Consider the following 21,477-nt stretch of genomic DNA (forward strand, 5'->3'; position numbering starts at 1 on the left):
TGGAGGGTCGCGCCGGTATGCGGATCCTGCTTCCGACGCTCTACGCCACGCATGGCGGCTCGACCCGCGTCCTCCTCGCCGCGGCCGGTGCCCTGCGGGCGGAGCACGCCGTGACCGTGCGAGCGCCGATCGCCGAGGCCGACGACCCGGCGCCGTCCCTGTTCCCGAGCCGGCCCCTCGTCGGTCCCTGGCGCAAGCTCGCCGCGCTGCCCCCTCTCGGGAGGCTCCTGCGCAGCGAGACGGCGGCTCTGCGCCGCCTCCGGCCGGACCTGATCTACGTGCACGACGAGCCCGCGCTCTACCTCTACGGGTTCGCGGCGCGGGGACTGCGTCCCCGCCCGCGCGTGCTCTGGCACCTGCATGCGGAGCCGGGCTCGGGTCTCGCAGGCCGGGTCCGCGCGGCGCTCGCCGACGCCTGCATCGCGATCAGCCCTCACGTCGCGGTGCCGAGGGGCTTGCCCTCCCGACTGATCCGCAACCCGCTCGCGCTGCCCCCGGATCTGCCGGCCGTGGCGGCCCCGAACCTCGCGGGACTCGCCGTCGTGGGCGCGATCAGCCCGCGCAAGGGCCAGGATCTCGCAGTCGAGGCGCTCGCCCACCTCCGCCGCGCGCAGGCGGGCGAGACGGCCCATCTCACCCTGATCGGGCCCGAGCTCGACCCGCCCTTCGCCGGGCGGCTGCGCGCGCGGATCGCCGCGCTCGGCCTCGACGGGGCCGTCACCTTCGCCGGCGAACGCCCGGCGGAGGAGGCCTTCGCGAATGTCGGCCTCGCGATCTTCCCATCGAGCGCCGAGACCCAGCCCCTGGCGCTCGCCGAAGCGCTCGCACGCGGCCTGCCGGTCGCCGCCTCCGACATCCCGGCCCACGGCGCCATGCTGACGGATGCCGGAGCCGATCCGGCCATGCTCTGTCCCCGCGAGCCTGAGGCCTTCGCGCGCACGATCCTCCGCGTTGCGGGGCGGCCCCGCGACCCGGAGCTGCCCGCCCGCATCCGCGCCCTCTACGCCCCCGACCGCTTCGAGCGCGACATCCGCAGCAGCGTGAGCGAGCTTGTGCAGGCGCGCGGGACGTCATCGCGCTTGTGAAAACCGAACCACTCGTGCTAGGCAGCGCCCGTCTCGTCGAGGCACCTTGCGGAGAGGTGGCAGAGCGGTTGAATGCACCGCACTCGAAATGCGGCATGCCTGCAAGGGCATCGGGGGTTCGAATCCCCCCCTCTCCGCCAAGCCCTTTCCTAAGCCCCTGAAGATCCAGAAAGTCCAAGCGCGTCAGCGCTTCGCGGCCGTCGCACCGGAAGCGAGGCCCAGACCGTCGGCGTCGCCTGCCGAGGTTTTGCGGACCTGCGTTCCCGTGACAATCACGATGCCGGACCGGGAGCCGAACGAACGGCGTTCGCTCAAATGGTGCTTGTCGGTCCCAACACTGACGCTACGGGCCAGCACGGTCGACATCCTGACCGTCTTGAAGTGCGCGTTGGGTTCGATGTCGTGGAAGATCGACTCGGACGCAGCGGCCTCCCGCCTCGTTGCCGCACAGAGCGTCGGTACGCACCTGCCGCAATTCGTGGTGGGCGGACTTTCGTGCCCTACACTTCGAGCGCCACGGATTCCCTTCGGCCGACAAGCGCGGACGACGATGCGCGACCCGCTCCCCTTCACCTTCGGGATCGCACTGGTGCCCCGGCCGCGCGCGGAACTGGGCCCTGATCGAGGCGCTGCTCGACCTCACGCTCACGTCGGTGGGCGCGCAGACGGATCCGGACTTTCGCGTCGTCATCGCCTGCCACGACAGGCCGCGCACGGCGATGGACGGCGATCCACGCCTCAGCATCCTGCCCGCCGATTGGCCCGTGCGGGAGACCGGCCCCCATAACGACGACAGCGGCCGCAAGAAGCACGCGCTCAACGACCACGTCCTGGCGCAGGGCGGCGGCCTGTTCATGCTCGTCGACGCGGACGATTGGGTCGATCGGGAGACCGTCGCGGCTGCGCGCGCCTGCATCGGGCCCGAAGAGGTGGGCGGTCTGATCGAGGCCGGAATGATCCTGGATCTCCGGACGCGGCGGATCGCGGCGCTGCCGCACCCGGACATCTTCCCCGGCGAATTCCACCGTCTCTGCGGCACGAGCACCGTGGCCTGCCTGCGTCCCGGCACGGCGGACCCGGTTCGCCGCGACCCGTTCAGCACCCTGCGCTCACATCATCAATGGCTGGAGATGGCGCGGGAGCGCGGCGTGCGGCTGGCCCCCGCCGAGGCGCAGCCGGTTCGATTGTCCCGGCGAGGCGTGGCAGGAGGCGCAGTCGCCGGCCGCGAAGACGAGCCCCGTCCGCGCTCCGGGTCGCCGCCCTCCAGGCGCGCCGCCTGATCCTCGGAGAAGGCCGGGCGCGGCGCCGAGAGGATCCACGCCCCGGCCGCCCCGACGACGGCGCGCGCGAGAGCGAACAGAATCCACGCGCGCATCGCGTCACCTCATGCCCTACCCACACGCCGTGCCCGCGCGAAAGTCGCGCCCAAAGGTTGAGGAGCCTCAAAACCGCGACCGTCACGGTTGCGGTCCCGGAGGCTCAACCCCGGCCTCTCGGCCCCGTTCCGCCGCCGGGCCGGACAGGCTCACGGACCGCCTCCACGGCTCGGTGCCCAGAGATCTTCAACCCACGGATGGCGGGCTGTTAACTTCGGGGACAACGAGGCCGCAGCCATCCTCCGAGAAGCTGCCGGACCGGCAGGGTCGCCTCCAGGGCAGCCGGCGCGAGAACCCGCGCGGGCGGCTCAGTCGGCGCAGGCCATGCGGCAGGTGCGAGCGGCCAGACGGTATGGCGAACGCTGGGCTATGCGGGCGAACGGCGCCCATTATTGTGCCCGCAGGCAGGAATCGACGGCATATCCGCTCGCGTGATCTGGCGCGCCATCCTTCTTCTCTTCGCGGTCCCTGCGGCTGTCATCGCCGGGATCTGCGTAGCGTGGCTGATCCTCGCCGGCCCGGTTCTCCTCGTGGCGGGCTCTCTCGGATGGATCCGGCGGGACTTGGCGCTCGATCTCGCGATCATGCCGGCTGAGTTCCTGGCCGTCTGCGCCGCTCTCGAGGCCGTCTTTCGCCTGATTGTGTCCCGCCTCGACGATGAGCTGCGCACGGGTGGCTGGATCTCGTTCTGGTGGCGGTACTGGTGGAGCCGCCTTGGCCGATAGAAGCGGGCTGACTGCGAATGGCGAGCGCGATGCTCCCGAGAATGGGCGGCGGTCGCCGACGCCGTCTAACGTGCGGCATCGCGCCGATTGTCGGGTGCTGCGTGGCGCGGCGGCCTCCGCTGGCGGCGGTGAGGAGCCTGCGGCGGCGCCACCTGCTGAACTGCGGCGGGCCTGTCATGAGCCGCGACGATCCGGCGAGCCTGCTCAACGGTCAAACCGCAGGTCGTCATTCCCTGAAGGGTGCCCAAGGCGCGGTTGTACTCGGGGAGGTTGGGGCATCCGGGAACGCCCCACGCCCAGGCCGCGGCGGGCGCCGAGATCGTCGTCGCCAGAGCAAGTGCGGCAGCATTATTCCTGCACGACAACGCCGATGCTCCCTGCGGTCGATGCCCGAATGCCCGTCGAAGAGATAGGGCGTGCTGCCTCGGAAGGAACGCCCGACCCGCGCAGAGGCTGCACAGAGACCTATGACCCTGGCCGATGCCCTCTCCGCCGCGGCGACCTTGTCTGAGCCGATCGACGGCACCCGCGGGCGCGAAGCGGAGGGGACGCTACCGGCCGGGCGCAACCGTCCGCGGCGTAGGCAGGGACTGTCCGGCAGCGCGCGATGTCCCGACACCTGGCGTCCTGACGGGGCTTCCGGACACGGGCGGCGTGGGCGGCTGCGGCGTCGGCCGGCCCTGATCCGCCGGTCGCATTTCCCGTTGTTCTCGCCGGCATGGCGCGCAGCCGCCCTTGCGGTCCATATGGGCGAGCCTTCTTGGAACGCTCCGCTTTGCGTCCTCATTCATTGACACGGCGTGGGCCGGGTGACAGTGCGCTCCCATGCGCCAGACCAAGACCATGAATGTCTCGCTCAGCCCGGCGTTGCGCACCGTCGTCGCCGCGCGGATCGCCACGGGACGGTTCAGCAGCGCCAGCGAAATCGTGCGGGCTGCCCTGCGCCTGATCGAAGAGGACGAGCGCCGGCAGGCAGCGCCGCAACCGAGATCGAACGGGTCCGCGCAGCGTCGCGGCGGCGGCTTCTAGCGTGCCCAACACCTTTTACGCCGGTGGCGGCGAGGGCGGCCGTCTCGTGCGCGGCTACGACTGGGCCTCTACGGCGCTCGGCCCGATCGACACCTGGCCTCAAAGCCTCAGGACCACAGTCGGCATCGTGCTGCTGTCGCCCGTGCCGATCGTGCTCCTGTGGGGCGAGGACGGCATCATGATCTACAACGATGCCTACTCGGTCTTCGCGGGCGGACGACATCCTCATCTCCTCGGCTCCAAAGTGCGCGAGGGCTGGCCTGAGGTCGCCGACTTCAACGACCACGTCATGAAGGTCGGGCTCGGCGGTGGAACGCTGGCCTACAAGGACCAGGAGCTGACGCTCCACCGGCACGGCCGCCCCGAGCAGGTCTGGATGAACCTCGATTACTCGCCCGTGCTCGGCGAAGACGGGCGGCCGGCCGGCGTGCTCGCAGTCGTGGTCGAGACGACGGAGCGGGTCCTCGCCGAGCGGCGGCTGCGCGAGAGCGAGGCGCTCGCGCGGGAGAACGTCGAGCGCGTCCAGCTCGCTCTCTCGGCTGGCGCGATCATCGGCACTTGGATCTGGGATATCCCCGACGATCGCTTCGCCGTGGACGAGGCGTTTGCCCGCAACTTCGGTCTCGATCCGGCGCTCGGCCGCGAAGGCTTGAGCACCGAGCAGCTGGTCGAGACGGTTCACCCCGACGACAAGGCGGGGCTGGCGGCCGCGATCAACGAGGTCGTCGCGCGCGGGGGCGCTTACGCGCACCAATACCGCGTCCGGCGCGCCGATGGCCGCTACTACTGGATCGAGGCGAACGGGCGCGTCGAGTACGGGCCCGGCGGTATGCCGCTGCGCTTTCCCGGCGTCCTGCTCGACGTCGAGGAGCGCCGGGCGGCCGAGGCGGAACGCGATCGAGCGAATGCGATGCTGCGCGCGCTCACCGAGACGCTCGAGCAGCGGGTCACCGAACGAACGGCCGAGTTGATGCGGACCGAGGAGGCGCTGCGTCAGAGCCAGAAGATGGAAGCGGTCGGCCAGCTCACCGGCGGCATCGCGCACGACTTCAACAACCTGCTGGCCGGCATCTCCGGGTCGCTGGAACTCATGCAGACCCGGCTCGCCCAAGGCCGCCTGACCGACCTCGACCGCTACATGACGGCCGCTCAGGGCGCGGCCAAGCGGGCCGCCGCCCTCACGCACCGGCTGCTCGCCTTCTCGCGCCGCCAGACGCTCGACCCGAGGCCCACCAACGTGAATGCCCTCATCCACGGCATGGAGGACCTGATCCGCCGGACCGTCGGGCCGTCCGTCCAGATCGAGGTGGTCGGGGCGGCGGGCCTCTGGCCTGCGCTGGTCGATCCGAACCAGCTCGAGAACGCGCTCCTGAACCTCTGCATCAACGCCCGCGACGCCATGCCGGACGGTGGGCGCATCACCATCGAGACCGCCAACAAGTGGCTCGACGAGCGTGCCGCGCGCGAGCGCGAGCTGCCGCCGGGGCAGTATCTGTCGCTGTGCGTGACCGACACCGGCAGCGGCATGACACCCGATGTCATCGCTCGCGCCTTCGACCCGTTCTTCACCACGAAGCCCACCGGCCAGGGCACGGGGCTCGGCCTTTCCATGATCTATGGCTTCGCCCGCCAGACCGGCGGCCAGGTACGGATCTACTCGGAGGTCGGTCACGGCACGACCATGTGCCTGTACCTGCCGCGGTACTACGGCGAGACGGAGTGCGACGTGCCCCTGCCGGATCTCGCCGGCGCGCCGCGGGCCGAGCAGGACGAGACCGTGCTCATCGTCGACGACGAGCCCACCGTGCGGATGCTCGTGACCGAGGTGCTCGAGGACCTTGGCTACACGGCCATCGAGGCGGCCGACGGCGTGGCCGGCCTGAGAGTGCTGCAATCCGACGTCCGCATCGACCTGCTGGTCTCCGATGTCGGGCTGCCGGGGGGCATGAACGGGCGGCAGATGGCGGATGCGGCGCGGGTGAGCCGGCCCGACCTGAAGGTGCTGTTCATTACCGGCTACGCGGAGAACGCGGCGGTCGGGAACGGCCACCTCGAGCCTGGCATGGCGGTCCTGACCAAGCCCTTCGTGATGGAGGCGCTCGCGAGCCGCATCCGCGAGATGATCGAGAACAAGGCCGAGGGACCGAACGCGGAGCGGATGTCATGACGCACGGCCGGCAAGCGCCGCTGCAGCCCTGCTAAGGTTCGCTCAAGCAAGCCCGATCCGACCGGGCGACAGCGGGCCTTGAAGCCTTGACCTTGGACTACGCTCCAAGGAGTAATGGTCCAGAGCCGTACGCAAATACACCTGGACGCCGTCACCAACGCACTTTGGATCCGTTCCATCTCGACAGCCGTCAACGGCCCGCTCGTGAAGGCGCTCACGAGGCGGCTCAGGCCCGCTTGGGCCGGGCGGTCAATCGGGCCGCTTCAGCTCGAGGCTGTGTTTCCCGTCTTCCGCCGATCTGGAGCGGCCCGCACCACACTCGTGGAGTGCTTCGATGTTCACCATCGGCAAGCTCGCCGACGCTGCCGGCACGACGACCGACACCATCCGCTTCTACGAGCGCGAAGGTTTGCTCCGGCCGGCCGGACGGAGCGGCAGCAGCTACCGCCTTTACGACCAGGAGGCGGTGACCCGCCTGCGGTTCGTCCGGCATGCGCAAGCCTGCGGCTTCACCCTGGCGGAGGTCCGAGACCTCCTGGCCCTGCGTCAGCGCGAAGGTGCCTGCTGCGGGGACGTCCGGACTCAGGCTCTTGAGAAGCAGCGCCAGCTGCAGGCCCAGATCAGGACATTGCAGGCCATGTCGGCAACGCTCGACCATCTGATCGCGGACTGCACCGAGGTGACCAGCCCGATTGCGGATTGTCCCATCGTGGCGGCCTTCGATGCGGCACTGACGACGCAGGGATTCCCCGATGGGCCTCAGGGAGCCGCCCAGGCGCGGCGAGGATCCATGACGCTCAAGGCACGCCGTGTCCCGGGTTGAGGCAAATTTTCTGAGAGCTCGGAAGCAGCTTCCACCCGATCGTTCCGATCGGTCCCGGAAGGCACGCTGCACAAGGCGCAAGGGGAGCAGGTATGGCATCTCGTGACAGCGGATCGGCCGCAGCGGAGCGGCTGATCGAGCACGATCCGGAGCCGTTCGCACCTGCCGAGATCCCGGCTCCCATCCGCGATCATCTGGGCCAGGAATTGCGGGCCCTGTACGCCGCCGTTCTGGCGGAAGAGCAGCCGCGCCGGCTGCTCGACCTCATCGCGCGGCTCGAGCAAGCCCTGTCCGAGCAGGACGATACGGCCGCATCGGCCTTCCGGGCGGATCTCCTCGCCGCGCTGCCGGGGCTGCGCGCCTTCGCCCATTCCCTGACCGCGAACGCGGCCCAGGCCGACGACCTCGTCCAGGAAGCCGTGCTGAAGGCCTGGGCCAACCGGCACCGCTTCGCGCCGGGCTCCAACTTCATGGCGTGGCTCTGCACGATCCTGCGCAACCAGTTCTACACCGAGTGCCGCAAGCGCCGGCGCGAGGTCGAGGATGCCGAGGGCGCGATGGCCGCCCAGCTGACCGCGCCGGCCGCCCAGGAGCACGGCGTCGAGCTGCGCAAGGTCTGGGCGCTGCTCGCCAAACTCCCGCCGCTCCAGCGCGAGGCTCTGCTGCTCGTGGGCGCGCAGGGCCTGACCTACGAGGCCGCCGCCGACCTCGTCGGCTGCCGGGTCGGCACGGTCAAGAGCCGCGTCAGCCGCGCGCGGGCCTACCTCGCCGGGTCGCTGAACACGCCCTTGGCGGGGCTCTCGGCGTGACCTGATGGCGCCTGCCGCTGCGAGCAATCCCTTCATCCGGAAGCTGGAACACGGCTCCAGACTGTCGGACGCCGAGCGGACCGTTCTGCACGAGCTGACCCTCAACCGCCGGTCGGTCTCCACGCGGCACGAGATCCCGATCAACGACAACACGGACCGCGTGCATCTCGTGATGAGCGGCATTGCCGGGCGTTACAAGACGCTCCTGCAGGGCGGCCGCCGGATCGTCTCCTTCGCACTGCCGGGCGATCTCTGCGGCCTGCATCAATCGGGCACCTCCGTGCACGAATTGCGGCTCGGCGCCCTCACGCCCTGCTCCGTCGTCGACATTCCGCGCGCGACGGTCACGGAGCTGGTCAAGGCCCATGCCGGCATCGCGCGTGCGATGCGCTGGCTCACCCTGATGGAGCTGAGCCGGGCGCGGGAATGGCTCGCGAACGACAGCCGGCCGGCGGAGAAGCGGCTCGCGCACCATCTCTGTGAACTCTTCGTCTGCCTGCAGGTGGTGGGCCTGGCGGACGAGCGCGGCTTCGATCTCGCGATCTCGCAAGGTGATCTGGCGGACGCGCTCGGCATCTCGCCGGTCCACATCAACCGCGTGCTTCAGGCGCTGCGGGCCAAGGAGCTGGTCGTCTGGAGCAAATCCGTGCTGATGATCCCCGATGTTTCGCAGCTCACGGCGTTTGCCGAGTTCGACCCGGGCTATCTCTACCTGGACGGCTCCGAGGCTCCCTGACGCCCGACCTGCGAAAGTCCGCATCCGGTGAGGTGGCCGCCGGGAGCGGAGTGGCGAAACGCCCGTTTCGGCGATCGCGTCCCGGTCGGCGAAAACACCGCGACGGGCGCGGGGCCGCCGTTCACGCCGCATTCGTGATCGGCGACATCGAGCGGCGATGCTCGAGCAGCCGTATCCGCTAGGATGCCGGCCGGACCGCTCCCCCAGCGTGGCGGCCATTGCGGACAAACAGCCGGATTGCGGGAACGGGTTCTCAATCCCGATCGGCGACGCCGGACAATGCGACTGCGCGGGAGCGCCCGCCAATCTCGCACGGCAGGAGGAGACGGCCCCGATGAGATTGCATCTGACGTTCGCGTCCGGGATCGTCCTGCTCGATCTCCTCGCAGCCGTGCCCGCCGCAGCCGCGAGCCCCGCCTACACGGGAACCGAGTTCGCGGCCAAGGGACTGAGAACCGACGGCAAGGACGGCCTCGAGCCGGCCCACGACGTCAGCGGCATCGCCTGCCTGCCGCCCGACGGGCAGGGGCGCCGGTCCTGCCTCGTGGTCAACGACCAGGACACCTATGCCCAGCTCGCGACGCTCGACGGGGAGCGGCTCCAGGGCGGCGATCTCGTCTTCCTCGTCGACAAGGACCGGAAGCGCGCGATCCGGGGCAGAAAGCCGAAGCGTCTCGGCTGCTCGCGGGGCAAGGGCGGCTTCAGGGATCTCGACGGCGAGGGCGTGGCCTACGCGGCTCCCTACTTCTACGTCGTGGGCTCGCATGGCTGCGCCCGCAAGGACCGCACCGCGGTCCGGTCCGCCTTCGTGCTGGCCCGCCTGCGCGTCGATCCGGACGGCGTGCCGCCCAGCAACGATTTCGGCTCCGTCGAGGCCACGTGGCGGCTGAACGAGATCCTGCGGCGCGATCCGGTCGTCGGGCCCCACTACGGACGCGATCTCGACAAGCAGCAGGACGGGCTGAACATCGAGGGCGTCGCGGCGATCGGGGATCGCCTCTTCTTCGGCCTGCGGGCGCCCTCGATCGGCGGCAAGGCCTTCGTGCTCGCGGTTCGGGCCGACGAACTCTTCGCTCCGGGAGACGCGGTCTCCGGCGCGACGGGCGAGCGCATCGCGCTCGACCTCGGAGAAGGCGTCGGCATCCGCGACCTTGCCGCTCTCGACGACGGGCGCCTGCTCGTCCTGTCGGGGCCGACCCTTCAGCAACCCGACATCCCGTTCCGGGTCTACGCCGCCGAGGCGAAGCCTCAGGGTCGCCTGGAGCTTCTGACCGCGCTGAAGGATGTCCCGACCGGCCGCGACGAGCGGGCGAAAGCGGAAGGCATCCTGCCGCTGGACGGCCAGGCAAGGCGCTTCCTCGTGCTCTTCGACGGCCTCAGGAACGGCGGTCCCTGGCTCTACGAGCGCAGATAGACGCCCTCTCCGGGCAAGCGCGGCAGCGGTCAGGCGATGCCCGGGTCGAGGAACCGGTGGATGGCCTGGATGACGACCGAGCCCTCGCCGACGCCCGAGGCCACGCGCTTCACGGAGCCTGAACGGACGTCCCCGACCGCGAAGATGCCGTCCGTCGTGGTGGCATAGGGCGACACGGCGGATCCATCCTCGGCCCGCCCCGTGGAGACGAACCCCTTGGCGTCGAGCGCAAGGCAGCCGTCGAGCCACTCGGTGTTGGGATCGGCGCCGATCATGACGAACACGCTCGAGATGCGCCGCGTCTCGCTCGTGCCCGTCCGGCGGTCCGTCCAGGTGATCTCCCGCAGGACGTCGTCACCGGCGAGCGCGGTGATCTCGGAACACACATGCAGCGTGATCCGGGGCGAGGAGGCAATGCGCTGGATCAGGTAATCCGACATCGTCGTCGCGAGCCCCTCCGCTCGGACCAGGATGTGGACGTGCGCCACGGTCCGCGACAGGAACACGGCGGCCTGGCCTGCCGAGTTGCCGCCTCCGATCACGGCGACCTCCTCGCCGGCGCACAGGTTCGCCTCCATGGCGGTGGCGGCGTAGTGGATGCCCTGGCCTTCGAAGTGCTCGTAGCCCGGCACGTCGAGCTTTCGGTAGCGCGCGCCGGTGGCGACGACGATCGATCGTGCCGGGATCGCACTCCCGTCATCGAGGCGGAGCAGGAAGGGCCGGCCGCTGCAATCGAGGCCGGTGACCATGCGCGAGACCGCGAGCCGCGCTCCGAACTTCTGCGCCTGGACCTGTGCGCGCCCCGCGAGCGCCTGCCCCGAGATGCCGGTCGGAAAGCCGAGATAGTTCTCGATCTTGGACGAGGTCCCGGCCTGTCCGCCGGGTGCCAGCCCCTCGACGACGATCGTGTCGAGCCCCTCCGATGCCGCGTAGACCGCAGCCGCCAAGCCTGCCGGCCCGGCGCCGACCACCACCACATCGTAGACATGGGACGGATCGATCGCCTCGGTCAGGCCGAGGGCATCCGCCAGGGTCGCGGTCGTGGGATTGCGCAAGATCAACCCGCCCGGCGCGATCACCACCGGGAGGTCCTCCCGGCTAAGGCCGAAGCCCCCGAGGCAGCTCATCGCGTCCGGATCGACATCGGCGTCGTGGAGCCGGTGGGGATAGGCGTTGCGCACTAGGAAGCGCTCGATCCGAAGCGTGTCGCGCCGGTGCCCCGATCCCAGCAGGACCACGCCGCCCACGCTACTCCGGATCAGCCCGACCCGGCGCAGGATGAAGGCCCGCATGATGATCTCGCCGATGTCAGGCTCGCCCGTCACCAGGCGCTGGAAACCTGCTCGGGAGATGCGGATCACGCGCGTCGGGCCGGTCGCGCGTCCGGAGACCAGGATCTCACGGTTGTTGAAGAGGGTCACCTCGCCGGTGAACTGGCCATCCATGTGCGTCGTGAAAACCCGAAGCGTCCCGGCCGCGTCGTGATCCAGGATCTCGATCCGGCCCTGGAGGACCAGGAAGAAGTCGACGCCTCGCTGGCCGCGCGTGAAGACGACCTGACCATCGGCCAGGGTTTCCTCGCTGCCGTAGGCGGCGACCCGTGCGACCATCTCCGCGCCGAGGCAAGGGAAGGTCTGGGCGAGGCGCGCCTCCGGAGCCGCGGGATCGATGTCTGGCGAAGGCAAGCGCGGGGCAGCCATGACGGGTCACTCGCCGTTGGAGAGGCGGCGGAGCCGACGTGTCGGTCTCGCGTCGCCCGGGTTTTCCGGGACGGAACTCTACGAAGCGGCCCCGAGCCGTGCCAGGGCTGAGGCAAATTCCGTGCGCTTCGTATCGCGGCCCGCGCCGCGATCCTGAATGACCGCTGCTCTCGAGGACGCTCGCGGTTGCGCCGGCCGTCTCGGAATCGTTCAGTCGTGCCGAGCGAGGGGAGCCGAACCCATGGAGAGATTGAAGAACAAGGCCGCGCTGGTCATCGGAGGAGCGAGCGGCATCGGCCGTGCCATCGTCGACCGGTTCAGCCGGGAAGGGGCGGACGTCTTCGTCACCGGGCGCCGCGAAGCGGACCTGCCGGCGGTGGCCCGGCCGGACGGCGCCAGGATCCGCGCCATCCGCGCCGATGCCGCCGACCTGCACGACCTGAAGCGCGTTTTCGCGACCGTTCGATCCGAGTGCGGCCGCCTCGATATCCTCGTGGTCAACGCCGGCCTGTCGGAGCCTGCGACGCTCGATGAGGTCACGCGCGGGCACTTCGATCGGACCTTCGGCCTGAACGTGCGCGCGCTCCTCTTCGCATCTCAGGCCGGGGCCGCCGCGATGGGCGCAGGCGGATCCATCGTCCTGATCGGTTCGATCGCTGGCATGATCGGCACGGCCGGCTACGGCGTCTACGGAGCCAGCAAGGCGGCCGTGCGCTCCTTCGCGCGAACCTGGGCCGGCGAGCTCGCGCCGAAGGGCATCCGGGTCAACGTCGTCAGCCCCGGCCCCGTGGACACGGCGATGTTCGCCTCGGTCTCCGCGGACATGCGCGAGGCCCTGACGAAGCTGATCCCGCTGGCCCGCCTCGGACGCCCGGAGGAGGTCGCCGCGGCGGCCCTGTTCCTCGCCAGCGACGAGAGCAGCTTCGTGACCGGTACCGAGCTGTGTGTGGATGGCGGCATGGCGCAGGTCTAGTCGACCGCCGCCAAATCCATCGCGACGAGGCCGACCCTGCCCGCCCGCGCCGCCCGCATGTCCGATGCCGGCTCGGTCGGCTCGCTCAGGACGGAAAGCAGCGACCGAAAGCGGCGAGCAATCGCGGTGAACCCCTCAGGCGCAGGCTCCCCGTGGCGAGAAGGCGAAGGAGGCCGACCTCGCGGTTCAGGAACCTGACCCAGGTCGCGCCATCGACGGTGATGCGCAGGTCCGGCCTGCCGACGTGACCCTCCGCGACCGTGACCCGCCGGTCGCGGATCGTCACCGTCGCTCGCGCCGCCTCGCGGCCCGTGAACAGGAAGTGGTAGGCGGCCGACAGGTCGCCGGCCTGCCCAGGCTGGAACGTCAGCGGCATGCCGGTGAGGAACCCGCGGATCGTGGTCGCGCGCGCACTCTGACGCACGAAGCGGGCGCGCTTGTGCGGGAAGCGGCGCGTCACGTGCTCGGCCGCGTCGCTGCCTGGCACGACGTAGACCGGTTCCGTCCTCTTCTTGAGCGGGTCGACCACGGTGCGAAGATGCTGGGCCTTGTCGGCGAGGTAGGGGCCGATCACGTCCTCGCCGGCCGGGCAGACGGCGATGCAGTAGGCGGCGTTGTAGTTCGGACCGTAAGAGAGGCTCTGCCAGCGCGTCACGGTCTCGGCGTAGCTGTGCTTCGCGCGGAAATCCCTGGCCGAGCGGCTGTCCGCGACATCCTCGACGAAATTGACGAAGCCGCCCATGAATTGCTGGTAATTGTGGTTGAGGCAGGCGGAGAAATCGAAATAGCCGTCGGGCTTGAGCGCGCCGACCGGGCAGGCGGCCACGCACAATTTGCAGGAGACACAGGGATTGTGCTCGACGGGTGCGCCGAGCTCGTCGACGTCGGCCGCGATCAGGACCGTGTTCAGCAGCACGAACGAGCCGAAACGCGGATGGATCAGGCTCCGGTGTATACCCATCCGGCCCAGGCCCGCGGCCTCCGCCACGCGCTTGTGCGAGACGATCCAGCCGCGCTGCGGGAAGTCGTCCATCTCCATCGGGAAGGCCATGGCCGGGTTGAGTGCCCGGATGCCGGCCTCCTCCAGCCGGCGGACGATCCGGCGCGCGACCTCGTCGAGGTCGTGGCCCGAGGCATGAAATTCCAGGTTGGCGATCGAACGGGCCGGCGAGCGGACCGGTTCACGGTGCATGCGCCCGACGAGCGCCAGCAGGGTGCGCGCGGCGGGAAACGCCTTCGCGACGAAGGGCGCCTCCTCGCGCAGCGCCCGATCCTCGATCGAGACGACACCGCAATCGTCCGCGCCGCAGGCTCGTGCCAGGGCCAGCAGCTCGCCGCTCACGAGCCGTGGCGTTCCGTCCTCGCCGCCCGCGACGCTGAGCGGGGTGACGGAGACGTTCATGCCTGAGTTCACGGCCGATCCCCGCGCGAGGGCGGTCATCGGGCGGTCATCCCGGCCATGACCTTGCCCATCATCACCACGCGCCCGGGACGGGGCAGCGGCTTGAGGGCGGTCTCCAGCGCCTTTGCGAGGAGTCCCGGGCGCACCGTCGCCCGCCGCCCCAGCGCGTGCAGGCTGCCCACCGCGACCTCGTCCGGCGTCTGGCCGGAGGTGATCCGCATGGCGGCGCGTCGGCCGAAGCCGCTGAGGACCGGGCCGGGCGCCGAGGACAGGACATCGACCCCCCGTGACCGCAACTCGGCATGCAGGCCCTCCGCCAGGTTCTGCACGTAGGCCTTGGTCGCAGCGTAGTTCGCCGCGCGAGGGACGCCCTGAAAGGCGACGAGCGAACTCATCAGGATGATGCCGCCGCGTCCGCGCTCGACGAACCGCCGCGCGAAGCTGTGCGTCGTCTGCGCCAGCGCGCGGCAGTTCACGTCGATCATGCCCAGCTCCGTTCCGAGATCGCCATCGATGAACGGTCCGGAGGTTCCAAACCCGGCGGCGGCGACGAGCAGGCCGATGTCGCGGCCGGCCGTCGCTTCCGCGATCCGTCGCACCTGCTCCGGGTCGGACAGGTCGGCGGCGAGCACCTGCACGTCGACCTGCAGGCGACTTTGCAACTCCCGCGCGATCTCGGTCAGGACCGTTTCACGCCGGGCCACGAGGACAAGGTCGAAGCCGGCCTCGGCGAGGCGTTGCGCGAAGGCCCGCCCGATGCCGTCCGAAGCGCCCGTCACGAGGGCTATGGGTCCGTAGCGGTCGCGCAGGCGCGAGAGAGGTCCGGATTGCGCAGTGAGACGGGGCATCGTGCGACCTCGCCGCCTAGAAAGGATGTCGGATGACATCCATTTGCTAGGATGTCACCAATCATCTAAATGTCAACCGGCAGTTCCGAGGAGGCCCGAGATGCGCATGTCCAAGGAGGCCGCGGCCCTCAGCCGCGTCCGCATCATAGAGGCCGCCTCCCGCTTGCTGCGGGAGCGCGGGGTCGAGGCGACCAGCATCGCCGACGTGATGGCCGCGGCCGGGATGACGCACGGGGGCTTCTACAAGCACTTCCAGTCCAAGGATGAGCTCGTCGTCGCGGCCCTCAGCGCAGCCTTCGCGAGCCACGCGGATCGCTTCGACCGGTGCTGCGAGCGGGACGGACCGGCGGCGGCCCTCGCGGCCTACGTGGCCGAGTATCTCTCGTCGGACCATGTTGCCCACCCGGGGATGGGATGCCCCGTTGCCGCCCTGGGGCCGGATGCGGGTCGTAGCGCGGCGGAGGTCGCACAGGCTTTCGCGCGCGGTGTCGAGGACATCGTCGCTCGCTTCGCGACAGGGGCGCCCGACGGATACGGCGCAGCCGAGTCGAGGGCGGCGGCCATTCGGCGTCTTGCGACGATGGTCGGAGCCGTTGTCGTCGCGCGCGGGATCGGGCCGGGCGTCCTGCGCGACGAGGTTCTCGCCGCCTGCTCGGACGCCGCGAACGTCCCGCCTCTCGGGGGTGCGCGCCGACGGCGGACGTCCGAGGCGAAGCCTGACCTCGCGCCCCGCGCTTCGGAGGGCTCTTCCGACGGTCAGGATCGGCGGGCATCGGATCGTGGACGGCCTCCGCCTCGGCGCGGCATCTGATCCGACCGGCATGCGCGGACCGAGCCGATCGCGGGGCCGCTGCAGGGCGTCGGCCATGGCAGGCGGACGGCCGGATCGGGGACCGTGACGGGCGGCCGGATCCGGGCGTCGCTGCCGGGGGCCGATCTCGGGCGCGGACCACTGCGCGCGCCGCGCTGCACCGGCCCTCGACAGGCATTGCCTGTCGGCCGACCCAACAGCTTGATTGAAGGGGGCCGGTACTCCTGTTCCTATCGGTCTTAGAACAGGACCAATCTGAGCAGGAAAATTCATGCCACGACACGAGCCGTGGAACGCGGGCCGCGCCGCCGAGATCGTCTCGGAGCATCTGCACCTGGAAGGCGCCACGCTTCCGATCCTCCATGCCCTGCAGGAGACCTTCGGCTACGTCGATGCCGCAGCCGTCCCGCTCATCGCCGACGCGCTGAACCTGTCGCGCCGAGGTGCACGGCTGCATCACCTTCTACCACGACTTCCGCAGCGCTCCGGCCGGCCGCCGCTCGGTGAAGCTGTGCCGGGCCGAGGCCTGCCAGGCCCAAGGGTCGGAGCGGCTGCACCGCGAGATCCTGTCGGGCCTCGGCCTCGGCTGGCACGAGACCAGCGCCGACGGCGCCGTCACGGTCGAGCCGGTCTACTGCCTCGGCCTCTGCGCCGACGGCCCGGCCGCCCTCGTCGACGGCGAGCCGATCGCCCGGCTGACGGCCGACGCCCTCGCCGCGGCCCTGGCGGAGGCCCGCTCGTGAGCGTCACGATCTACGTCCCCCGCGACGCCGTCGCGCTCGGTCTCGGCGCGAACCGGGTCGCCCGGGCCCTCTTTGCCGGCGCCGAGCGCCGCGGCCTCGACTTGCGCATCGTCCGTACCGGCTCGCGCGGCCTGTTCTGGCTGGAGCCGATGATCGAGGTCGCGACGCCGGCCGGGCGCATCGCCTACGGTCCCGTGAGGCCGGAGGATGCCGACGCCCTTCTCGATTCCGGCCTCGACCAGGGCGGGGACCACCCGCTGCGCCTCGGCGACCCGGAGGCGATCCCCTACCTCGCCCGCCAGCACCGCCTCACCTTCCACCGCTGCGGCGTGGTCGACCCGGTCTCGGTCGAGGATTACCGCGCGCATGGCGGCTACCGGGGCCTGGAAGCGGCCCTGCGGCTCGGGCCCGCGGCCATCGTCGAGGCGGTGCGCGGCTCGGGGCTTCGCGGGCGCGGCGGGGCGGGCTTCCCGGCCGGCATCAAGTGGAACACCGTGATGCTGGCGCAGGCCGACCGGAAGTATGTCGTCTGCAACGCCGACGAGGGCGATTCCGGGACCTTCGCCGACCGGATGATGATGGAGGGCGACCCCTTCTCGCTGATCGAGGGCATGACGATCGCCGGCATCGCGACCGGCGCCACGCGGGGCTACATCTACCTGCGCTCCGAGTACCCGCAGGCTTTCGCGACGCTCAAGGAGGCGATCGCGAACGGCGTGATCGCGGGCGTGCTCGGCGCGGACGTGATGGGCTCGGGCCGGAGCTTCCACCTCGAGGTCCGCCTCGGGGCCGGCGCCTATATCTGCGGCGAGGAGACCTCGCTGCTCGAGAGCCTGGAGGGCCGACGCGGCATCGTGCGGGCGAAGCCGCCGATTCCCGCGCTCAAGGGCTTCCTCGGCCGGCCGACGCTCGTCAACAACGTGATGACCTTCACGGCCGTGCCCTGGATCCTGGAGCACGGCGCGGAGGCCTACGCCGCCTACGGCCAGGGCCGCTCGCTCGGCACCCTGCCGATCCAGCTCGCCGGCAACGTCAAGCACGGCGGCCTGATCGAGTACGCCTTCGGCATCACCCTGCGCGAGGTCATCGAGGATTTCGGCGGCGGCACCCGCTCAGGGAGGCCGGTCCGGGCCGTTCAGGTCGGCGGGCCGCTCGGCGCGTACTTCCCCGATCACCTGCTCGACACGCCCCTCGATTACGAGGCGATGGCGGCCGCCAAGGGCCTCGTCGGCCACGGCGGCATCGTGGTGTTCGACGACACCGTCGACATGGCCGCGCAAGCCCGCTTCGCCTTCGAGTTCTGCGCCGCCGAATCCTGCGGCAAGTGCACGCCCTGCCGGATCGGCGCGACCCGCGGGGTGGAGACCATGGACAAGGTGATCGCCGGCATCCGCCCGCGCGAGAACCTGAAGGTGGTCGAGGACCTCTGCGAGGTCATGACCGACGGGTCCCTCTGCGCCATGGGCGGCCTGACGCCGATGCCCGTGATGAGCGCGATCACCCATTTCCCGGATGATTTTACGCGCGGCGGCGACATGCCGGTCGCGGCCGAGTGAGGAGCGTACCGATGGGCCTCATCAAGGAAATCGACTTCGGCACGCCGATCCGCGTCTCGGACCTGAGCGTGACGCTGACGATCGACGGCGTTCCCGTCACGGTGCCGGCCGGCACCTCGGTGATGGCCGCCGCCATGAGCATGGGCACGCAGATCCCGAAGCTCTGCGCCACGGATTCGCTCGAGCCCTTCGGCTCCTGCCGTCTCTGCCTCGTGGAGATCGAGGGACGGCGCGGCACGCCCGCCTCCTGCACCACGCCCGCCGAGGACGGCATGGTGGTGCGCACGCAGTCCGACAAGCTCGGGCGCCTGCGCAAGGGCGTGATGGAGCTCTACATCTCCGACCACCCGCTCGACTGCCTGACCTGCGCGGCGAACGGTGACTGCGAGTTGCAGACGCAGGCCGGCGCGGTGGGCCTGCGCGAGGTGCGCTACGGCTACGACGGCGACAATCACGTCAAGCCGGACGCGGACAAATACCTGCCGAAAGACGAGTCGAACCCGTACTTCACCTACGATCCGTCGAAGTGCATCGTCTGCAATCGCTGCGTGCGCGCCTGCGAGGAGACCCAGGGCACCTTCGCGCTGACCATCTCCGGCCGCGGTTTCGACTCGCGCGTGGCGGCGGGCCCGACGAACTTCATGGACTCGGAATGCGTGTCCTGCGGCGCCTGCGTGCAGGCCTGCCCGACCGCGACGCTCCAGGAGAAATCCGTCATCGAGATGGGCCAGCCGGAGCATGCGGCGGTCACCACCTGCGCGTATTGCGGCGTCGGCTGCGCCTTCAAGGCCGAGATGCAGGGCGACCGCGTGGTGCGCATGGTCCCCTACAAGGACGGCAAGGCGAACGAGGGCCATTCCTGCGTGAAGGGCCGCTTCGCCTACGGCTACGCGACGCACAAGGACCGCATCACCAAGCCGATGATCCGCGAGAAGATCACGGATCCGTGGCGGGAGGTCTCCTGGGAGGAGGCGATCGCGCGGGCGGCCTCCGAGTTCAAGCGCATCCAGGCGGCCTACGGCAAGGACGCGGTCGGCGGCATCACCTCGTCCCGCTGCACCAACGAGGAGGCCTACCTCGTCCAGAAGCTCGTGCGCGCGGCCTTCGGCAACAACAACGTCGATACCTGCGCCCGCGTCTGCCACTCGCCGACGGGCTACGGCCTGATGTCGACGCTCGGGACGTCCGCCGGCACGCAGGACTTCAAGTCGGTCGATCAGTCCGACGTCATCCTGGTGATCGGCGCCAACCCGACCGACGGTCATCCCGTCTTCGGCTCGCGCATGAAGAAGCGGCTGCGGGCGGGCGCCAGGCTCATCGTCGCCGACCCGCGCCGCATCGACCTCGTGAAGTCGCCCCACGTCAAGGCCGACCACCACCTGCCGCTGAAGCCCGGCTCGAACGTCGCCTTCATCAACGCCTTCGCGCACGTCATCGTCACCGAAGGGCTGATCGACGAGGGCTACGTGCGCGAGCGCTGCGATCTCGGCGACTTCGAGTCCTGGGCCCGCTTCGTCGCGGAGGAGCGGCACTCGCCGGAGGCGCAGGCCGACCTGATCGGCGTCGAGGCGGCCGAGATGCGCGCCGCGGCCCGCCTCTACGCGACGGGCGGGAACGCGGCGATCTACTACGGCCTCGGCGTCACCGAGCACAGCCAGGGCTCGACCATGGTGATGGGCATGGCCAACATCGCCATGGCGACCGGCAATATCGGCAAGATCGGCGCGGGCGTGAACCCGTTGCGCGGCCAGAACAACGTCCAGGGCTCCTGCGACATGGGCTCGTTCCCGCACGAGCTGACCGGCTACCGCCACGTCTCGGACGACGCCACCCGCCAGGCCTTCGAGGCGCTCTGGGGCGCGAAGCTCGACTCGGCGCCGGGGCTTCGCATCACCAACATGCTCGACGAGGCGGTCGATGGCACCTTCAAGGGCCTCTACATCCAGGGCGAGGACATCGCCCAGTCCGACCCCGACACGCACCACGTCACGAGCGGGCTCACGGCGATGGAATGCATCGTCGTTCAAGATTTGTTCCTGAACGAGACCGCCAAATACGCCCACGTCTTCCTGCCGGGCGCCTCGTTCCTGGAGAAGGACGGCACCTTCACCAACGCCGAGCGGCGCATCAGCCGCGTGCGCAAGGTGATGGAGCCGCTCGGCGGCTACGGCGACTGGGAGGGCACGGTTCTGCTCGCGAACGCGCTCGGATACCCGATGGCCTACGCGCATCCCGCCGAGATCATGGACGAGATCGCGAGCCTCACCCCGAGCTTCACGGGCGTGTCCTACGCCAAGCTCGAGGAACTCGGCTCGGTGCAATGGCCCTGCAACGAGAAGGCGCCGCTCGGCACGCCGATGATGCATGTCGACCGCTTCGTGCGCGGCAAGGGCAAGTTCATGATCACCGAGTTCGTGGCGACCGAGGAGCGCACCGGACCGCGCTTCCCGCTCATCCTCACCACGGGCCGCATCCTCTCCCAATACAATGTCGGCGCGCAGACGCGGCGCACCGAGAACTCGCGCTGGCACGAGGAGGACGTGCTGGAGATCCACCCCTTCGACGCGGAGGTGCGCGGCATTGTCGAGGGCGATCTCGTGGCCCTGGAGAGCCGCTCCGGCGACATCGCGCTGAAGGCCCGCGTGAGCGAGCGGATGCAGCCCGGCATCGTCTACACGACCTTCCATCACGCCAAGACCGGCGCCAACGTCATCACCACCGACTACTCGGACTGGGCCACGAACTGCCCCGAATACAAGGTGACGGCCGTGCAGGTGCGGCGCACGAACAGGCCCTCCGACTGGCAGGCGCGCTTCTTCGAAGAGGATTTCTCCCTCACGCGGATCGCCAGAATGCTCGACGCGGCGGAGTGACGGGCATGAGTGCAACCTCGCAGACCGACAAGCTCGTGCGCATGGCCAACCAGATGATCGCCGCCTTCTTCCGGTCGTACCCGGACGAGGAGGCGGTGGCCGGCATCCAGAAGCACATCGTCGCCTTCTGGACGCCGAAGATGCGCGCCCGGCTCGCCGACCACGCGCCGGAGGCAGGTGGCCTCGACCCGCTCGTCCTGAGAGCGCTCCGGGACGAACCGCGCGCCGAGAGCCCCGTGCGCGCGGCAACCCGGAATCCGCAGCTTCTCGGCGCCGGCGCAAGCGACGCCGGCTGAGAAGCAGATTTTTGATCTTGTCCCGGGATTAAATTGACGCAGCAAACGTATCCGCATCTAGGCCGCGCTCGAATGCTTGGCTAATCTGCTCGACGGGACCGGCTCGCAACA

The 21,477-nt window shown here is 70.0% G+C and carries 18 protein-coding genes, 1 tRNA gene and 2 pseudogenes; 15 read left to right on the forward strand and 6 right to left on the reverse strand.

What is annotated here, in order from left to right:
- The first annotated feature begins 17 nt into the window (after positions 1–17).
- Complete coding sequence (locus WDW90_RS11350; RefSeq protein ID WP_336487487.1) at positions 18–1,085, forward strand: glycosyltransferase family 4 protein; 1,068 nt, start codon at positions 18–20, stop codon at positions 1,083–1,085.
- Between the two features lie 50 nt (positions 1,086–1,135).
- Positions 1,136–1,225: transfer RNA gene (locus tag WDW90_RS11355), tRNA-Ser, on the forward strand.
- Between the two features lie 43 nt (positions 1,226–1,268).
- On the opposite strand, the gene WDW90_RS11360 is transcribed toward WDW90_RS11355, so the two are convergent.
- From WDW90_RS11360 to WDW90_RS11370, 3 genes and pseudogenes are all read right to left on the reverse strand, one after another.
- On the reverse strand, positions 1,269–1,451 hold the full coding sequence (locus WDW90_RS11360; protein WP_336487488.1) for a hypothetical protein: 183 nt from the start codon (positions 1,449–1,451) through the stop codon (positions 1,269–1,271).
- A 203-nt stretch (positions 1,452–1,654) separates the two neighbouring features.
- Complete coding sequence (locus WDW90_RS11365; RefSeq protein WP_336487489.1) at positions 1,655–2,110, reverse strand: hypothetical protein; 456 nt, start codon at positions 2,108–2,110, stop codon at positions 1,655–1,657.
- A gap of 135 nt (positions 2,111–2,245) precedes the next feature.
- Positions 2,246–2,460: pseudogene (locus WDW90_RS11370) on the reverse strand (alkylated DNA repair protein); the annotation flags it as partial.
- Positions 2,461–2,892: 432 nt separating this feature from the next.
- Between WDW90_RS11370 and WDW90_RS11375 the strand changes: the two are divergent.
- The 7 genes from WDW90_RS11375 to WDW90_RS11405 all read left to right on the forward strand — a co-directional run bounded on the left by WDW90_RS11375 (position 2,893) and on the right by WDW90_RS11405 (position 10,164).
- Complete coding sequence (locus tag WDW90_RS11375) at positions 2,893–3,186, forward strand: hypothetical protein (RefSeq protein WP_336487490.1); 294 nt, start codon at positions 2,893–2,895, stop codon at positions 3,184–3,186.
- A gap of 825 nt (positions 3,187–4,011) precedes the next feature.
- The gene (locus WDW90_RS11380) at positions 4,012–4,215 is read left to right on the forward strand and encodes a type II toxin-antitoxin system ParD family antitoxin (RefSeq protein WP_336487491.1); all 204 of its coding nucleotides are present in this window, start codon (positions 4,012–4,014) and stop codon (positions 4,213–4,215) included.
- Between the two features lies 1 nt (position 4,216).
- Positions 4,217–6,382 (forward strand): ATP-binding protein, encoded by a 2,166-nt coding sequence (locus WDW90_RS11385; RefSeq protein WP_336487492.1) that lies wholly within the window; start codon positions 4,217–4,219, stop codon positions 6,380–6,382.
- Between the two features lie 334 nt (positions 6,383–6,716).
- A complete protein-coding gene (locus tag WDW90_RS11390) occupies positions 6,717–7,205 on the forward strand; it encodes a heavy metal-responsive transcriptional regulator (protein WP_336487493.1) in 489 nt (162 codons plus the stop codon).
- A 92-nt stretch (positions 7,206–7,297) separates the two neighbouring features.
- The gene (locus WDW90_RS11395) at positions 7,298–8,014 is read left to right on the forward strand and encodes a sigma-70 family RNA polymerase sigma factor (protein WP_336487494.1); all 717 of its coding nucleotides are present in this window, start codon (positions 7,298–7,300) and stop codon (positions 8,012–8,014) included.
- 4 nt (positions 8,015–8,018) lie between these two features.
- Positions 8,019–8,750: a Crp/Fnr family transcriptional regulator gene (locus WDW90_RS11400; RefSeq protein ID WP_336487495.1), complete on the forward strand. Its 732-nt coding sequence runs from the start codon at positions 8,019–8,021 to the stop codon at positions 8,748–8,750.
- Between the two features lie 334 nt (positions 8,751–9,084).
- On the forward strand, positions 9,085–10,164 hold the full coding sequence (locus WDW90_RS11405) for a DUF3616 domain-containing protein (RefSeq protein ID WP_336487496.1): 1,080 nt from the start codon (positions 9,085–9,087) through the stop codon (positions 10,162–10,164).
- 29 nt (positions 10,165–10,193) lie between these two features.
- Here WDW90_RS11405 and WDW90_RS11410 read toward each other — a convergent pair whose 3' ends face one another.
- Entirely contained in the window at positions 10,194–11,864 is a 1,671-nt protein-coding gene (locus WDW90_RS11410) for an FAD-dependent oxidoreductase (RefSeq protein WP_336487497.1), read from the reverse strand.
- A gap of 241 nt (positions 11,865–12,105) precedes the next feature.
- Between WDW90_RS11410 and WDW90_RS11415 the strand changes: the two genes are divergently transcribed.
- Complete coding sequence (locus WDW90_RS11415; protein WP_336487498.1) at positions 12,106–12,837, forward strand: SDR family NAD(P)-dependent oxidoreductase; 732 nt, start codon at positions 12,106–12,108, stop codon at positions 12,835–12,837.
- An 85-nt stretch (positions 12,838–12,922) separates the two neighbouring features.
- Here the strand turns inward: WDW90_RS11415 and WDW90_RS11420 are convergent, their stop codons facing one another.
- Both WDW90_RS11420 and WDW90_RS11425 read right to left on the reverse strand, forming a co-directional pair.
- A complete protein-coding gene (locus tag WDW90_RS11420; protein ID WP_336487499.1) occupies positions 12,923–14,278 on the reverse strand; it encodes an SCP2 sterol-binding domain-containing protein in 1,356 nt (451 codons plus the stop codon).
- A complete protein-coding gene (locus WDW90_RS11425; RefSeq protein ID WP_336487500.1) occupies positions 14,275–15,087 on the reverse strand; it encodes an SDR family NAD(P)-dependent oxidoreductase in 813 nt (270 codons plus the stop codon). Before WDW90_RS11425 ends, WDW90_RS11420 begins: the two co-directional genes overlap by 4 nt.
- A gap of 100 nt (positions 15,088–15,187) precedes the next feature.
- On the opposite strand from WDW90_RS11425, the gene WDW90_RS11430 reads away from it, so the two are divergent.
- The 5 genes and pseudogenes from WDW90_RS11430 (at position 15,188) to WDW90_RS11450 (ending at position 21,366) form a co-directional block, all read left to right on the forward strand.
- A complete protein-coding gene (locus WDW90_RS11430) occupies positions 15,188–15,898 on the forward strand; it encodes a TetR/AcrR family transcriptional regulator (RefSeq protein ID WP_336487501.1) in 711 nt (236 codons plus the stop codon).
- A gap of 271 nt (positions 15,899–16,169) precedes the next feature.
- Positions 16,170–16,641: pseudogene (locus tag WDW90_RS11435) on the forward strand (formate dehydrogenase subunit gamma).
- On the forward strand, positions 16,638–18,197 hold the full coding sequence (locus tag WDW90_RS11440) for a formate dehydrogenase beta subunit (RefSeq protein WP_336487502.1): 1,560 nt from the start codon (positions 16,638–16,640) through the stop codon (positions 18,195–18,197). Before WDW90_RS11435 ends, WDW90_RS11440 begins: the two are co-directional and overlap by 4 nt.
- Positions 18,198–18,208: 11 nt before the next feature.
- Entirely contained in the window at positions 18,209–21,070 is a 2,862-nt protein-coding gene (gene fdhF / locus WDW90_RS11445) for a formate dehydrogenase subunit alpha (RefSeq protein WP_336487503.1), read from the forward strand.
- A gap of 5 nt (positions 21,071–21,075) precedes the next feature.
- The gene (locus tag WDW90_RS11450; RefSeq protein ID WP_336487504.1) at positions 21,076–21,366 is read left to right on the forward strand and encodes a formate dehydrogenase subunit delta; all 291 of its coding nucleotides are present in this window, start codon (positions 21,076–21,078) and stop codon (positions 21,364–21,366) included.
- Positions 21,367–21,477 lie beyond the last annotated feature (111 nt).

It is taken from the genome of Methylobacterium nigriterrae (genome assembly GCF_037106235.1).
Lineage (GTDB): Bacteria > Pseudomonadota > Alphaproteobacteria > Rhizobiales > Beijerinckiaceae > Methylobacterium > Methylobacterium nigriterrae.